The sequence below is a fragment of the Actinomyces sp. HMSC08A09 genome, from assembly GCF_001807465.1.
Lineage (GTDB): Bacteria > Actinomycetota > Actinomycetes > Actinomycetales > Actinomycetaceae > Actinomyces > Actinomyces oris.
Genome location: NZ_KV789133.1, coordinates 24642 through 39479, shown reverse-complemented (window position 1 = coordinate 39479; position 14838 = coordinate 24642). Strand labels below are relative to the sequence as shown.

The following is a 14838-nucleotide window of genomic DNA, read 5'->3' as shown; positions in this document are numbered from 1 at the left end:
TTCTGGCGGGGAGCGGCGCCGGCCGCCGTTTCAGCGCATACGAAGGATCCACATGGGGGCGATGGTACTGCCCGCGGGCGCGTGGGGCCACCCGCCGACTCGGGCGGCGCGTCGGGCCAGCAGCGGGGTGCGGAGAAGCCCCACGGCGAGCAAGATGAGTGTCGGCCACAGCCGGTCCGTCTCGACACCGGATGCCGTAGGGGCGACGAAGACCGCGGCCAGCGTGGTGCGGCGGCGGTAGGCCTTCAGTTCCCGCGCCGGATGGGCCCCGCAGACAAGCGCGACGACCGGCCAGCCGATACCGCCTGCGGTGAGCGCCCAGCCGATCTGGGTCGGGGCCATGTCCAGGACATCGTGGGCGCTGGGAGCAACCAGGTAGTCCAGGGTCAGGAAAAAGGCGCACACCCACATCAGGGTGGCGATGCCCGCGCGCCGGCCGACCGCCAGGCACAGGGTCCCTGCAGGCAGGACGCGGGAGCAGGACCAGAGCACCAGTGCGGTCCCGCCGGCGACTCCGGGCCAGAACCAGGGGCTGGAGACGCGAAGCGCCCCGATGATCGCCACACCTGTGGCCATGGCCCGGGCGGCCAGGCACCGCAGGTTCTCCCCGAGGACGTAGACCTCGATGTTCGGGGCGAGGGCTCCGAGGACGGTGCCGGAGGCGCCTCCCGTTGGCTTCTCCGATGTGCTACCGGACCTTCCGACACGGGGTCGGATGGTAGCGGAGACATCGTCATCACATCAGGCTACCCGCCTCGATACAACCGCTGTGCGGCGTTCCAGCCACCGCCGCACCACCATGAAGACAGTTCCGGCAAGCGCAGCGTGCACAAGGCTGATCCCGGCCACCTCGGGCGTGGCGAACTCGATCCCGACCCCGGAGTCGATCCAGCCAAGACCACCCATAAGCACGCGGTTGATGGTGAGAAACGTGAAATGGAAGGCGATCGCAGAGGTGAGCGCACCCGGTAGTGGGATCCGTCGGGCCGCAACCAGTGTGAGGCCGAAGACGAACAGCAAAACTATGTAGAAAAAGGGGTCGTTACCGCTCGGCGCCAGAGAGAAGCCCGTCGTTCCACCCCCTAGAACGAGCGTTGACGTCATTCGAATCAGATTGCTGAACGCCGTACTGAGGCAGAAGAGAACCGTGATCGTCATGGTGGCCGCGAGCGGGCCCCAACTTTCCCGTAGAGTCGACCACCCGTAGCCGCGCAGCGCGATCTCCTCCGGCAATGCCTCGTACAGTAGCAGGACGACCGCGTTGACTGCGAGGAAGGTTGCGAGCGCCACCGGTTCGAGGTGATCGAACCGGGCCCAGCCGATCAAGAACACGGGTGTCCACACAACAGCCCCGGTCACGACAGCGACGGCCACCCCGGTCGCGGCCGCGGCGGGCCAGTGACGTGATAGGCCCATCCCTGCGAGAGTCCTGCGGTCAAGGAGACGACGACAAGCCACGATCGCGGGAACAACGAACAATGTGACCAGAACTGCCTGAGACACGCGAATGATTGCAGGTCCGGTCTCAGTCCTGGATCCGACAGCCTGTGCGATCGCTATCGAAAGAGTCACCCCCAACGTCAAGATTGCCCAGCCGCTGAGCGCCTTTGCGAGAGCCCTGTATCGGCTCATGACAACATCCCTCTCCTACCGTCCGCACCCCTATGGAGACGCGATCGTATTATCAAAAAGCCGCGTCTCGCAAAATCGGCACTCCTCGCCTGGCAAGGGGCAGCGGACTGATGACCGTCTTGGTTTCCTCCCTCTGTCGACGAGCAGAGCCCGGGTAGCCTGGACCGCGTGAGCGAGCACTACTTCACCGCCTCCCCCGCCGTCGAGGCCGAGGAGCGCACCCACCGCTTCTCGATCCGCGGCGTCGAGCGCACGGTGGTCACGGCCTCGGGCGTCTTCAGCGCCGACCGCCTCGACAAGGGCACCCAGGTCCTCCTCGATCACGTCCCCGATCCGGCCCAGACCGGTACGTTCCTCGACCTGGGCTGCGGATGGGGGCCGATCACGCTGGCCCTGGCCGGGGCCGCTCCGCAGGCGCAGGTCCTGGCCACCGATGTCAACGAACGCTCCCTGGCCCTGACCGCACGCAACGCCACTGCCGCAGGCCTGGACAACGTGCGGACCGCCCCGGCCGACGCGCTGCTGGCCGAGCTGCGCCAGAGCTCGACGCCGGTGGATCTCATCTGGTCCAACCCTCCGGTGCGCATCGGCAAGGAGGCCCTGCACGCCCTGCTGCAGGACTGGTTGGCGCTGCTGTCCGACGACGGCGAGGCCTGGCTGGTGGTGCTCAAGAACCTGGGAGCCGACTCCCTGGCGACCTGGTTGAGTAACCAGGGCTGGGACGTGAACCGAATGGCCTCCTCGAAGGGCTTCAGGGTCCTGCGAGTGCGCCGCCGGCACGACTAACACGCCGCCGGGCCGTGCCCGGACGGGGCCCGCCCGACTACCGGCGTCGTCGCCTCGCCAGGCGCAGGTCGATGACGGCGACCCCGGCGGCGACGGCGATGGTGGCCACGACGGCCAGCAGGCCGGCTTGGGCGGCGGCCTCCCAGCCCGAGGAGTGCGAGACGCGGAAGGTCAGGCCCGTGATGACGGCGATGCCGATGGAGGCGCCGATGCGCTCACCGGTCTGGAGGATGCCTCCCGCGGCCCCGGCGTACTCCAGGGGGACGTCGGCCAGGGAGAGGGTCTGGTTCGGGGAGACCACGAGGCCCTGCCCCACTCCGAGCACCAGCAGCGTGAGGGTCAGCCACCAGGGGCTCCACCCAGCGCGCGCGTGCATGTGCATGATGCCGATGCTCCCCAGTAGCCCGGCCATGCCCAGCACCATGCCGCCGAGCACCATGACCCGTCCCACCCGGATCACCCGGCGGCCGGCGACGGCGGCAGTGATCGATCCCGCCAGGGCGGAGGGGACTCCGATGAGGCCACTGGCCAGGGCGGTGGATCCCAGGCCGGCCTGGACGTACTGGGCCACGATGATCCACACGCTGGTGTAGCCCAGGAAGTACACGGCGATGGCCAGGCTGCCGTAGGCGAAGGAGGGGATGGCCAGCAGGCTGAGGTCGACCATGGGGGCCCCGCCCCTGGACCGGTAGCGCTTCTCCCAGGCCACCCAGGCGCCGATGACGCCGATGCCGGCGGCCTCCAGACCCCAGATCCAGGTGCCGGCCGAGGCCTCCATGAAGGGGATCATGATGAGCAGCGTGCCGACGGCGAGCATCCCCATCCCCACCGGGTCGAGATCGACACCGCTGCGGTGGGCGGCCCCGGCGCTCCCCGCAGCATCGGGGCTGTCCGTCTGTTCCGTCTGACCTGTGTCGCTTCCCCGGCGCCAGGAGGAGGCCGGCAGGTAGCGGCGCGCGGCCCACACGCCGGCCAGGGTGAGGGGGACGTTGATGAGGAAGGAGGCGCGCCAGCCCCAGTCGTCCCCGAGCCAGCCGATGAACCCGCCGCTGAGCACGGGCCCCAGCGCTACCGAGACCCCGATGACGGCGCCGAAGAGCCCGAAGGCACGTCCTCGGGCCTCACCGGAGTAGTACTGCTGGATCATGCCGGTCACCTGCGGGTTGAGCAGCCCTGAGCCGATTCCCATGACGACCCGGGCCAGGTTGAGGGTGACGACGTCGGGAGCCAGGCCAGAGGCGAGCGAACCGGCACCGAACAGGAGCATGCCGATGACGAAGAGCCGCCCCCGCCCCATGACGTCGCCGGCGCGGCCGGCCGGGACGAGGACGACCCCGAAGACGAGGGCGTAACCGGAGACGACGAGCTGGAGCCCGGCGGTGCCGGCGCTCAGGCTGTGGGAGACCGCCGGCAGGATGACATTGACCGAGGAGACGGCCAGCAGCGTGACGAAGGCGGGGATGAGAAGTGTCGGCAGAAGCCGCTCATGGTTCGGAGGCGGCGTCTGGGCTGGGTCGCGGGGGCGAGTCGTGGGCACGTCGTGAGGCTACCGCGTGCCGGACCGCTCACAGCTGTGAGGCCGCGGCGTGCTCGACGTCCTGCTGGACCCGGCTGGGAGGCTCCCCGGGGGCGGGCGTGGACCAGGCTCCGGAGCGGATGTCCAGGAGGATGCCGATCAGCAGGGCGAGGAGTGCCGGAGGGATCCATCCGGTGGAGTCGCTCCACAGGCCGGTTCTCGCCAGCAGCCTGCTGGGGCCATCCCAGCCGGCGGCGGTGATGGCAGGCACGGATCCGAGAATCCCGGCTGTGCTCACGCACCACAGGTAGGCGGCCTTGAGCCGTCCCGGTGCCACGGCGTCGACCAGGGTCACGGCGACCAGGGCGATGGCCAGGGGGTAGAGCAGGAACAGCAAGGGTCCCGCGATCTTGAGGATGGCACTCAGGCCCAGGTTGGCCAGGGTGAAGGAAACGATCGCGCAGGCAGCGAGCTGCCGGTTGAAGGAGACGGCCGGCCAGGCGGTGTAGGCGTAGCCGGCCCAGGAGGCCATCAGGCCCACGGCGGTGGTCAGGCAGGCCAGGATGACGATGGCGGCGAAGATGACCACTCCCGAGGTCCCCAGCGTCGAGGAGGCCGCATTGCGCAGCAGCGCGGTGCCGTCCTTGGTGTCGACGGTGATCTGCCCGCGGGTACGCGTCCCCAGGACGGCCAGGCCGACGTACACCAGCCCCAGGAGCACAGCGGCGATACCACCGGACAGGACCGTGCCGCGCACCAGGGCGCGGGGAGAGGTCAGGCCGCGTTCGCGCAGAGAGGTGATGACGACGATGCCGAAGACGGTGGCCGCCAGGACGTCCATGGTGAGGTAGCCCTGAGTCAGCCCATTGGTCAGGGGATCACTCGCGTAGGGCTCGATGGCCTCGCGCTCCACCCTGGGGGACATCGCGATGGTGACCCCGCACAGCAGGGCCAGTAGGGCCAGCAGGGCGGGAGTGAGCCAGCGCCCGACGCGGTCGGCCAGGCGGCTCGGGCTGCGGGCGATGCTGAAGGACACCCCCATGAACACCGTCACGTGCACCAGCAGAGCCAGGCGGGAGTCCTGAATCCCCAGCAGCTCGAGTACCGGGCGGGTCGCCAGCTCGTAGGCGACCGTGGTGACACGGGCGATGGCGTACAGCGGGCCGATCGCCAGGTAGACCGCCAGCGGCATGACGGTGCCGAATCGGGGTCCCACTCTGCGGGCCAGGCCCAGGATCCCCTCACCGGAGGTGGAGACGGCGACAACGGTGATGAGTGGCATGAGCACCCCGGTGGCGAGGAAGCCCACCATGACCGGAATGAAGGACCTGCCCGAGGCGGCGCCCAGCAGGGGCGGAAAGATGAGGTTGCCCGCTCCGAAGAACAGGGCGAAGAGCATCAGGCCGGTCGGCAGGATGGTGCTGACGGCGGCGCGTGTGGATGGCTGGCTCATAGTGGTGGTCGGTTTCTCTTCTCGGATGTGGCGTCGGTGCGACGTCCGGGAGCAGTGCGGATGGCGGCGGGGCTGAGGGGCCTCAGGCGACGGTGATCCGCCCGGTGATCGTGGCCGGGCCGGTCAGCAGCACGCTGCTGTCCTCGCCCAGGGGGTCGGCGCCCACGTGGACCCCGATCTCTCCGCCGGGAACGAGCAGTCGGTAGTCCTCGGGAGCACCCGGACCGGTCCAGGCGTGCAGGGCGACGGCGACGGCGCAGCACCCCGCTCCGTAGGAGAGGGACTCCCCCACGCCGCGCTCCAGGACACGCATACGGGCGATACCCACCGATGACTGGGTGTCGGGGTCGACCTCCTCCCCCAGCGGCACGACGAGCTCGAGGTTGGTGCCGGCCTCGGGGGCGGGGTCGTAGGCGACCGGGGCCGCGGAGTCGGTGAGCCCGGCGAAGGCGGCCGCCTCGAGCTCGCCCTCCTCCCCCAGGGCGACGACGGTGTGGGGGCCGGAGATCTCCACGCTCAGGGCGGCCCGCGGCCCGTCCAAGCCGGGGACGACGACGGCCGTGTCCCAGTCCTCGTCCTCGGCCTCCTCGGGGCTGGCCAGGCGGGCCGGCCCCATGTCCACGGTCCACAGCTCGCCCAGGCGAGTGATGGTGCGGGCCCCGCCGCGTGTGCCGATGGTGACCGACTCGCCATCGGCGATGGGGCACAGTCCCTCATGGTCCAGGACGTGGGCGAACAGGCGTGCGGCGTTGCCGCTCATCTCGGCCACGGTTCCGTCGGCGCGGTAGTAGTCCATGAACCACTCGGCCTCGGGCACGGAGGCGGCGAAGGATCCGCCGCCGGGCAGGGCGGTGGTCCGTACGACGCGCACGAAGCCGTCGGCGCCGATGCCGCGGTGGCGGTCGCAGACCGCCGCGATGTCGGCGCCGCTGATGGCGACCTCGCAGCCGGGGTCGACCAGCATGAGGAAGTCGTTGAGGGTCGCGTGGCCCTTGATGAGCTCACGACCGCGAAGTCCTGTCGAGTGCGGCATGGTCCCTAGCCTAAGCGACGCCGCGACCCGCGCAGACGAGCTCCCATGCCTGCCGGGTCAACCGGGAGCGCTCGGAGTCGGTGCACTGCCCGGTCTCGGTGAGGGCGACGTCGATCCAGTGCAGCCGTGGGTCGCGCCGGAACCACTTGATTTGGCGGGAGGCGAGCTGGCGGGTGGCCAGGGCGGTGGAGTCGACCGCCTCGGGCACACTCATGGTCCCGTCGATGACCGCGAGCGCCTGGGCGTAGCCGATGGCGCGTGGGGCGGTCTCCCCCTCCCGGATGCCCTGGTCGATGAGGGCCTCCACCTCCTCGACGAGGCCGCCGTCGAACATGGCGCGGGCCCGCTCGTTGATGCGCTTATCCAGGAGCCGGCGCTCGCAGCGCAGGGCGATGTGGACAGTGGGGGCGATGTCCTCGTAGCGGGGCAGGGAGGCGGAGAAGGGACGGCCGGTGATCTCGATGACCTCCAGGGCCCGCACGATCCTGCGGGTGTTGGAGGCCTCCATGCGCTCGGCGGCGACCGGGTCGAGGCGGGCCAGCTCGGCGTGGAGGGCGGCGGTCCCCTCCTGCTCGGCGCGCTCGCTCAGGCGGCTGCGCACGGCCGGGTCGGTGCTGGGGAAGTCGAGGTCGTCGGTCAGGGCCCGCACGTACAGGCCGGAGCCTCCGGCGATGATCGGCAGGTGGCGCCGTGACTCGACGGCGTCGATGTCTCCGCGGGCGCTGCGCTGGAAGGCTGCCACGGATGCCCTGTCCCTGACGGTGAGGACGTCGATCTGGTGGTGGGGGACGCGGGCCCGCTCGGCGGGGCTGGGTTTGGCGGTGCCGATGTCCATGCCGCGGTAGAGCAGGGAGGCGTCGGCGTTGATGATCTCGGCGCGGGTCGCCGGTTCGTCGGCCTGAATCTTCTCGGCGAGGTCGAGGACGAGGGCGGACTTGCCGGTGGCGGTGGGCCCCACGACGACGAGTCTGGGCAGACAGGGGGCGCTCGGGGACGCTGGGCTCATGGGGCTCAGATCTCCGGCAGGAGAGGACCCACCAGGCTGAGGGCCTGGGTGCAGGCGGACAGCGCCGTGTCCAGGTGGAGGCGCAGCTGGGCGTCGGTGGCGCCGGCGGACAGGTCGGTGAGGTAGGTGGCGCGCACCAGCGGACCGATGGGGGTGTCGATAACGCCGACGGTGGGGAAGAACTTGTCCCGGTTCCAGTCGTTGACGCTGGCGGCGATCTCGTCCCTCTGGGAGGCGGGGGCGGCCTCCTCCCAGTCCCCCGAGACCAGGAGCCAGCCGTCATGCCCCTCAGGAATCTCGATGACGAAGGGGAAGGAGTCCCAGGTGCCCAGGAGGCAGGGGTGCTCGCGGTCCTCAGTCAGCTGGACGTTGTACTCCATGGGGCCGGTGAGCATGGACTCGATCCGGGCCAGGGTCAGCTCCTGGGGCTCCTCGTCGGCCGGCTCCAGGTCCGAGGAGCGGTCGGCGCCCCGTCCTTCCACTGCCGGCTCCTCCTCCGACCGGCCTGATGTGCTCGACCAGCTGCGTGAGGCGTCCAGGGTCTGCGCCGAGGCGGTCGTCCTGGCCGGCTCCGATGGACCACTGGAGTCGGTCGGAGTGGTTGAGTCGGCTGATTGGCCTGAGGCTGCGGGTTCCACGTGACCTGTGACGTACGGCGAGATGGTCGGGGGCTCGTCGGATCGGCTCTGGGAGTCAACCGGCCCGCTGCTGCGCCGGTGGTCCAGCGCCCGCACGTCCCACTCCTTGCCCAGGAGACGCGCGATGAAGTCGGTGAGGCGTTGCAGTCTGGGCATCACGGCTCCAGGCTTCCGCGCAGCTCGTCGGGGAACTGCTCCTCGGCCTCGTGCATGAGGGCGACGATGAGCCGGCAGCCACCGAAGACGAAGTCCTCGAGCTGTCGGTCCGTCATTCCCGCCTCGAGGGGGTAGGTGTACTCACCGTGAAGACGCACGACTCCGCCGTCGGCGACGGTGAGGTAGGCCTTGGGGCCGATGCGGGTGGTGTTCCAGTCCTCGACCAGGGCGCGCAGCTGGGTCAGGTGCTCGGTGTCGGCGATGCGGTGCCAGATTCCGCGCATCTGGACGGCCCTGGTGTCCTGGAAGATGGCGTGGACGGTGACGTAGCGCCAGGGGATGCCGATGTCGCCCTCGTCGTCGATGAAGTAGCGCAGTCCCAGTCGTTTGACGCACTCGTGGATACGGTCGACGTCCACGGGCCTGGGGACCGTGGCGGCGGCAGCAGAGCTGGCGTCGAAGCTGGGCATGCTTCCCAGCCTAGCGGGGCCTGCGGGCTGCTCCCCAGCGCAGCCCGGCCCGCTCCACCGTCAGCGCAATCAGCCGTGGTCCACCTCAGGCCGGTGCGCCCACGCGCAGGGTGGGCAGTCCCAGGCTCACCGGGGCGGTGTCGGGCTCGGGAGTGGCGCAGGCCTCGGCCTGGCGGCGCTCCCAGGCGTCCCCGGCTCGGGTGCGTCGCACCTGGAACAGGGCGGGGCCGTCGTCGAGCCAGAGGCGGTCACCGGGCTTGAGGGCCTCGTTGGCGGCCGCGGCGCGCGGGTCCAGCTCGCGTCCGCAGCGGGCGGAGTCGGCGATGAGGTTGTGGGGGGCGCCGTGGGTGACGCGCACGGTGACCATGTCGCCGGGGCGCGGGGCCCCGCCGGCGTAGTCGTCCTCGGTCAGACCCTCGGGCAGGGCGACGTGAACGAGGCGGTTGTCGGCGGCGCGCCCGGAGATGCGGGCGGTGACCGCATCCCGGCGCCCCTCGCCCTCGGCGACGAGCACCTCCACGACGCGCCCCTCCTGGCGCTCGTTCTCCTCGTGGGCGATACGGCGCACGAGCGCGTCGAGCCGCCGGTAACGGTCCTTGACGACCTCGGTGGGGACCTGGTCGTCGCGGTCGGCGGCGGGGGTGCCCGGGCGCGGGGAGTACTCGAAGGTGTAGGCCGAGGCGAAGCGGGCCTGCTCGACGACGTCGAGGGTGGCCTGGAAGTCCTCCTCGGTCTCGCCGGGGAAGCCGACGATGATGTCGGTGGTGATGGCGGCCTCGGGCATGACGGCGCGGACCTTGTCCAGGATGCCCAGGAAGCGCTGGGTGCGGTAGGAGCGGCGCATGGCGCGCAGCACCCGGTCCGAGCCGGACTGCAGGGGCATGTGCAGGCTGGGCATGACGGCCTCGGTGGTGGCCATGGCCTCGATGACGTCGTCGGTGAAGGCGGCGGGGTGGGGGCTGGTGAAGCGCACGCGCTCGATGCCCTCGACTGAGCCGGCCGCCCGCAGCAGCTTGGCGAAGGCACCGCGGTCCCCGAAGCCGACCCCGTAGGAGTTGACGTTCTGCCCCAGGAGGGTCACCTCGATGGCGCCCTGCGCGGCGACGGCCTCGACCTCGGCCAGGACGTCGCCGGGGCGGCGGTCGCGCTGCTTGCCGCGCAGGGAGGGCACGATGCAGAAGGTGCAGGTGTTGTTGCAGCCCACGGCGATGGAGACCCAGGCGGCGTAGGAGGACTCGCGGCGGGTGGGCAGGGTGGAGGGGAAAACCTTGAGGGACTCCTCGAGCTCGACGGCGGCCGCGGAGTTGTGCCGGGCGCGCTCGAGCAGGGCGGGCAGGACGTCGAGGTTGTGGGTGCCGAAGACGACGTCGACCCAGGGGGCCCGCTCGACGATCCCCTCCCCCATCTGCTGGGCCAGGCACCCGGCCACGGCGATCTGCATGCCGGGGCGCTCGCGCTTGACGGCGGCGAGCTGGCCCAGGTTGCCGAAGAGCCGGGTGGCGGCGTTCTCACGCACCGAGCAGGTGTTGATGATGACGACGTCGGCCCCGCCGTCACCGGCGTCGGTGGCGCGGGCGGCGGCCTCGGGCACGTCCTCGACGCGCAGGTATCCGGCTCTCTCCAGCAGTCCCGCCATGTGCTCGGAGTCGTGGACGTTCATCTGGCAGCCGAGCGTGCGCACGTGGTAGGTGCGCGGCAGGCCGCCTCGGGCGTCGAGAACGGGGGCGGAGGTGGTCAGCGTGGTCATCGCCGAGCAGTGTAGGTGGCGGCGGGGCCCCGCCCCAGCCCTGGCGCAGCGTCGTGACCAGATGCACGGCTGATGGCCCTCGACCTGGGCCTCACGGAGCGCCGCTTCCATTCTGCTGCGCGGATGCGGACTCCTTCACTAGGATGTGACGCGCCACACGATGAGAGGGAGGGTTATGACGGCGCCCCACACACCCACGCGCTTCCTGGACCGGCACCTGGGCACGACGGGAGCGGACCTGGACACGGTCCTGACCCGCATCGGTGCTCGGAGCCTGGAGGACCTGGCCGTCCGGGTGGTCCCCGCCACCCTGCCCGTGCTCGACCCCCCGCAGCAGCCCGAGCGACCCGATGCCGTCGTCGGCGGGCTGAGCGAGGACGAGGCCGTCGGCGCGCTCAGGTCCCTGGCCGCTCTCAACGACCCGCACACCGAGATGATCGGGCGTGGTTACCACCCCACCGTCACCCCCGCCGTCATCGTGCGCGACGTCCTGTCCAACCCCGCTTGGACCACCGCCTACACCCCCTACCAGGCGGAGATCAGCCAGGGGCGCCTGGAGGCCCAGCTGCTGTTCCAGACCGTCGTGGCCGATCTCACCGGCCTGCCGGTGGCCTGCACCTCCCTGCTGGACGAGGCCACGGCCGTGGCCGAGGCCGTCCTGCTCATGACGCGCGCGCACCGCGGCCCCGGCGCTCCCGTGCTCCTCGACTCCGGCCTGCACCCCCAGCTCATCGAGGTGGCCTCGGCCCGGGCCGAGGCCCTGGGCATCGACGTCGAGGTCGTCTGCATCTCCACGATCACCGAAGACGGCGCTCCCCTGACCGGGGCGGTCCTGGCCCACACCACCAGCCGCGGACTCGTCCAGGACCTCTCCGGTGCCATCGCGGCCGTCCACGCCCGCGGCGGCCTGGTGGCAGTCGATGCCGACCCGCTGGCCCTGACGCTGCTGACCGAGCCGGGCGCCGTCGGCGCGGACATCGCCGTCGGTACCGCGCAGCGCCTGGGGGTGCCCCTGTTCTTCGGAGGCCCCCACCCGGGCTTCATGTCCGTCACCGAGGCGCTGCGGCGCCAGTTGCCGGGACGCATCGTCGGCGTCTCCCGGGACACCGAGGGCCGTGAGGCCTACCGCCTGGCCCTGCAGACCCGCGAGCAGCACATTCGCCGGGAGAAGGCCACCTCGAATATCTGCACCGCGCAGGCCCTGCTGGCGGTCGTCGCGGCCTTCTACGCGGTCTACCACGGTCCCGAGGGCCTGGTATCCATCGCCGAGCACGTGCACCGCCGGGCCGAGCACCTGGCCGTCGGCGCCTGCGCGCTCGGGCTCGGCCTCGAGCACGAGGAGTTCTTCGACACGGTGAGCGTGCGCCTGCCCGGCGCCGCCCGCCGGGCCATCGAGCGCGCTGAGGCGCTGGGCTACAACCTGCGCCTGCTCGATGCCGACCACGTGGGCGTGAGCGTCAACGAGACCACCACCGATGACGACGTCACCACGGTCCTGCGGGCGCTCGCCGACGCCCTGCCCCGCGCCGCGCAGGATCCCGCCCCGGGCACCGACGGCGCCTCCCGGTTCCCTCTGCCCGCGTCACTGGCGCGCACGAGCACCTTCCTGACCCACCCGAGCTTCCACCGCCACCGCAGCGAGACCGCCCTCGTGCGCTACATCCGGCGGCTGGCGGACCGTGACCTCGCCCTCGACCGGACGATGATTCCGCTGGGCTCGTGCACCCTCAAGCTCAACGCGGCCGTGCAGTCGGCCGTGTGGCTCAGCCCAGGGCTCGCCGGCATCCACCCCTACGCCCCCACGTCCCAGACGCGCGGCTGGCGCCTGCTGCTGGACGGTCTCGCCGACCGGCTGGCGCGGCTGACCGGCTACGACCGGTGCAGCCTGCAGCCGGCCTCCGGCGCCCAGGGCGAGCTCGCCGGCCTGCTGGCGGTGCGCGGCTACCTCCGGGCCACCGGGCAGCAGCAACGCGACCTCGTCCTGGTACCCGCCAGCGCCCACGGCACGAACGCCGCCTCGGCCGCCGGCGCCGGCTTCAGCGTCACGGTGGTCGCCACCGCCGAGGACGGCTCCATCGACGTCGACCATCTGCGCGAGCTCCTGGCCGAGTACGGTCAGCGCGTCGCGGCCATCATGCTCACGTACCCGTCCACCCACGGCGTCTTCGAGCCGCAGGTCACTGAGGTGACCGCCCTCGTCCACGACGCCGGCGGCCAGGTCTACATCGACGGCGCCAACCTCAACGCCCTCACGGGGCTGCTGCGCCCGGGCGACCTCGGTGGCGATGTGTCCCACCTCAACCTGCACAAGACCTTCGCCATCCCTCACGGCGGCGGCGGTCCGGGCGTGGGCCCCGTCGTCGTCAAGGAGCACCTGGCCCCCTACCTTCCGGCCGGCCCCGCCGGATCGGCCCTCCCGACGGACGAGGACCATGACCGGGGCTTCGGCGGAGCAGCGGCCATGGGGGCCCGCTTCGGCTCGGCGGGGGTCATGCCGCTGGCCTGGACGTACCTGGCCACGCTCACCGACGCCGATCTGCGCCGGGCCACCCTCACGGCGCTGGCCCACGCGAGCTACCTCTCGCAGGCGCTCGCCGACGTCTTCCCCACCCTGTACACCCACCGCGGGCACGTGGCACACGAGTGCGTCCTCGACCTGCGTGCGCTCACCGCCGCCACCGGCGTGACCGCCGAGGACGTAGCCAAGAGGCTCATCGACTACGGGTTCCACGCGCCGACCCTCTCCTTCCCCGTGGCCGGCACGCTCATGGTCGAGCCCACCGAGTCCGAGCCCCTGGCCGAGCTGGACCGCTTCATCGCGGCCATGCGCTCGATCCGTGCCGAGATCGACGAGGTCGCCTCGGGGGCCGTGGCGCTGGAGGACTCGGTGCTGCGCCGCTCGCCGCACACGCTGGCGGCCGTCACGGCCGAGCCCTGGCAGCGGCCCTACTCGCGCGCCACCGCGGCCTTCCCACTGGCGGGCATGGAGACGGACAAGTACTTCCCCCCGGTCTCGCGGGTGGACAACGCGTGGGGCGACCGCCACCTGATGTGCACCTGCCCGCCACCCGATGCCTTCGAGGCGCACGAGGCCTGAGCCGAGACCACGTCTGACGAGGAGACAGCGATGAGCAAGCACACCGAGACCGGCGCAGCCGTCCTGCGCACCACGCCCCTGCACCGCGTGCACACGGCCCTGGGCGCGTCCTTCACCGACTTCGGCGGCTGGCAGATGCCGTTGCGCTACACCTCTGACCTGGCCGAGCACCACGCGGTGCGCCGCAGCGCGGGGATCTTCGACCTGTCCCACATGGGTGAAGTCAAGGTCGCCGGCCCCGAGGCGGGGGCCGCCCTGGACCACGCGCTCGTGGGTGCCCTGTCGGCCGTGGCGGTGGGGCGCGCCCGCTACACGATGATCGTCTCGCCCTCCGGCGGGGTCATCGACGACCTCATCGTCTACCACGTGGGCGACGAGGAGTACCTCGTGGTGCCCAACGCCGGCAACCGCGAGCGCGTCGCCGCCGAGCTGGTCGCCCGTTGCGCGGGCTTCGACTGCACGGTCGAGGACATCTCTCTGCGCACCTGCCTCATCGCCGTCCAGGGGCCGCGGGCGCAGGAGGTGCTCGTCGGCGTCGTCGAGTCCGGTGCCGCCATGCCCGGCGCCCTCAGGCCCCTTGAGGGCTCGGAGGAGAAAGACTGCGGACCGGACGTGCTGTGCGGTCCCACGCTCTTGGAGCGCCTGCGCTTCTACGCTGCCGTCAGGGCGACGGCGGCGGGGCACTCGGTGCTGCTGGCCCGTACCGGCTACACGGGTGAGGACGGCTTCGAGCTGTTCTGCGGCGCGGAGGACGCCGTGGACCTGTGGACGGTCATCACCAGTGCCGCGGCGGCCCTGGAGCCCACCGTCATCGACAGCGAGCCGGTGCCGGCGCTGACCCCCTGCGGGCTGGCGGCGCGCGACTCCCTGCGACTGGAGGCCGGGATGCCCTTGTACGGGCACGAGCTCCACGAGGGGATGACGCCCTACGACGCCGGCCTGGGCGCGGTGGTGCGGCTCGACAAGGGCGCTTTCGTCGGACGTGACGCCCTGGCCGCCCGGGCCGAGCAGGAGGGCGCCGAGGGAACCTCGGTGCTGGTTCCTCTGATCGCTGAGGGGCGGCGTGCGGCCCGGGCCGGTGCGCCGGTGCTGGGCGACGACGGCGAGGTGCTCGGTACGGTGACCTCCGGCCTGCTGTCACCCACTCTGGGTCACCCCGTGGCCCTGGCGCTCCTGCGTCCCTGGAATGAGGACGCCCCCGCCTGGCCCGTGGGCACGGCGCTCGTCGCCGACGTGCGCGGCAGGCCGCTGGAGGTCACGGTCGTCGACTCCCCCTTCTACAAGCGGACCCGATAAGGCGTCCC

12 protein-coding genes are annotated in these 14838 nt (G+C 71.4%); 3 read left to right on the top strand and 9 right to left on the bottom strand.

Annotated elements, in window-relative coordinates; genetic code table 11:
* Positions 1-30 precede the first annotated feature (30 nt).
* The gene (locus HMPREF3165_RS08465) at positions 31-576 is read right to left on the bottom strand and encodes a hypothetical protein (RefSeq protein WP_070512452.1); all 546 of its coding nucleotides are present in this window, start codon (positions 574-576) and stop codon (positions 31-33) included.
* 165 nt (positions 577-741) lie between these two features.
* Positions 742-1632, bottom strand: coding sequence for a hypothetical protein (locus HMPREF3165_RS08460; RefSeq protein ID WP_070512450.1), 891 nt, complete (start codon positions 1630-1632; stop codon positions 742-744).
* Between the two features lie 168 nt (positions 1633-1800).
* Between HMPREF3165_RS08460 and HMPREF3165_RS08455 the strand changes: the two genes are divergently transcribed.
* A complete protein-coding gene (locus HMPREF3165_RS08455; RefSeq protein ID WP_070512447.1) occupies positions 1801-2418 on the top strand; it encodes a class I SAM-dependent methyltransferase in 618 nt (205 codons plus the stop codon).
* A 37-nt stretch (positions 2419-2455) separates the two neighbouring features.
* On the opposite strand, the gene HMPREF3165_RS08450 is transcribed toward HMPREF3165_RS08455, so the two are convergent.
* The 7 genes from HMPREF3165_RS08450 to miaB form a co-directional block, all read right to left on the bottom strand.
* Complete coding sequence (locus tag HMPREF3165_RS08450; protein WP_070512444.1) at positions 2456-3955, bottom strand: MFS transporter; 1500 nt, start codon at positions 3953-3955, stop codon at positions 2456-2458.
* A gap of 28 nt (positions 3956-3983) precedes the next feature.
* Positions 3984-5387 carry a branched-chain amino acid transport system II carrier protein gene (brnQ, locus tag HMPREF3165_RS08445; protein ID WP_070512441.1) on the bottom strand — a complete coding sequence of 468 codons (1404 nt, stop codon included), beginning with the start codon at positions 5385-5387 and terminating at the stop codon, positions 3984-3986.
* An 82-nt stretch (positions 5388-5469) separates the two neighbouring features.
* The gene (locus HMPREF3165_RS08440) at positions 5470-6420 is read right to left on the bottom strand and encodes a diaminopimelate epimerase (RefSeq protein ID WP_070512438.1); all 951 of its coding nucleotides are present in this window, start codon (positions 6418-6420) and stop codon (positions 5470-5472) included.
* A 10-nt stretch (positions 6421-6430) separates the two neighbouring features.
* Positions 6431-7426, bottom strand: a complete 996-nt coding sequence (gene miaA, locus HMPREF3165_RS08435; protein ID WP_070512435.1) for a tRNA (adenosine(37)-N6)-dimethylallyltransferase MiaA — start codon at positions 7424-7426, stop codon at positions 6431-6433.
* A gap of 5 nt (positions 7427-7431) precedes the next feature.
* Entirely contained in the window at positions 7432-8220 is a 789-nt protein-coding gene (locus tag HMPREF3165_RS08430) for a type III secretion system chaperone family protein (protein WP_070512433.1), read from the bottom strand.
* Positions 8220-8690, bottom strand: a complete 471-nt coding sequence (locus HMPREF3165_RS08425) for a YbjN domain-containing protein (protein ID WP_004565218.1) — start codon at positions 8688-8690, stop codon at positions 8220-8222. The genes HMPREF3165_RS08430 and HMPREF3165_RS08425 overlap by 1 nt, the downstream gene beginning before the upstream one ends.
* A gap of 85 nt (positions 8691-8775) precedes the next feature.
* Positions 8776-10437: a tRNA (N6-isopentenyl adenosine(37)-C2)-methylthiotransferase MiaB gene (gene miaB / locus HMPREF3165_RS08420; protein WP_070512430.1), complete on the bottom strand. Its 1662-nt coding sequence runs from the start codon at positions 10435-10437 to the stop codon at positions 8776-8778.
* A gap of 175 nt (positions 10438-10612) precedes the next feature.
* Here miaB and gcvP point away from each other — a divergent pair, with 175 nt between their 5' ends.
* Positions 10613-13534, top strand: a complete 2922-nt coding sequence (gene gcvP, locus HMPREF3165_RS08415; RefSeq protein ID WP_070512428.1) for an aminomethyl-transferring glycine dehydrogenase — start codon at positions 10613-10615, stop codon at positions 13532-13534.
* Between the two features lie 30 nt (positions 13535-13564).
* Complete coding sequence (locus HMPREF3165_RS08410) at positions 13565-14830, top strand: glycine cleavage system aminomethyltransferase GcvT (protein WP_070512425.1); 1266 nt, start codon at positions 13565-13567, stop codon at positions 14828-14830.
* Positions 14831-14838: the final 8 nt, after the last annotated feature.

What these genes read in the sequence shown, in the direction of transcription:
- HMPREF3165_RS08465 (WP_070512452.1), bottom strand. Translation starts at nt 576, where the DNA reads ATGGCCACAGGTGTGGCGATCATCGGGGCGCTTCGCGTCTCCAGCCCC.
- HMPREF3165_RS08460 (WP_070512450.1), bottom strand. Translation starts at nt 1,632, where the DNA reads ATGAGCCGATACAGGGCTCTCGCAAAGGCGCTCAGCGGCTGGGCAATC.
- brnQ (WP_070512441.1), bottom strand. Translation starts at nt 5,387, where the DNA reads ATGAGCCAGCCATCCACACGCGCCGCCGTCAGCACCATCCTGCCGACC.
- HMPREF3165_RS08440 (WP_070512438.1), bottom strand. Translation starts at nt 6,420, where the DNA reads ATGCCGCACTCGACAGGACTTCGCGGTCGTGAGCTCATCAAGGGCCAC.
- miaA (WP_070512435.1), bottom strand. Translation starts at nt 7,426, where the DNA reads ATGAGCCCAGCGTCCCCGAGCGCCCCCTGTCTGCCCAGACTCGTCGTC.
- HMPREF3165_RS08430 (WP_070512433.1), bottom strand. Translation starts at nt 8,220, where the DNA reads ATGCCCAGACTGCAACGCCTCACCGACTTCATCGCGCGTCTCCTGGGC.
- HMPREF3165_RS08425 (WP_004565218.1), bottom strand. Translation starts at nt 8,690, where the DNA reads ATGCCCAGCTTCGACGCCAGCTCTGCTGCCGCCGCCACGGTCCCCAGG.
- miaB (WP_070512430.1), bottom strand. Translation starts at nt 10,437, where the DNA reads ATGACCACGCTGACCACCTCCGCCCCCGTTCTCGACGCCCGAGGCGGC.
- gcvP (WP_070512428.1), top strand. Translation starts at nt 10,613, where the DNA reads ATGACGGCGCCCCACACACCCACGCGCTTCCTGGACCGGCACCTGGGC.
- HMPREF3165_RS08410 (WP_070512425.1), top strand. Translation starts at nt 13,565, where the DNA reads ATGAGCAAGCACACCGAGACCGGCGCAGCCGTCCTGCGCACCACGCCC.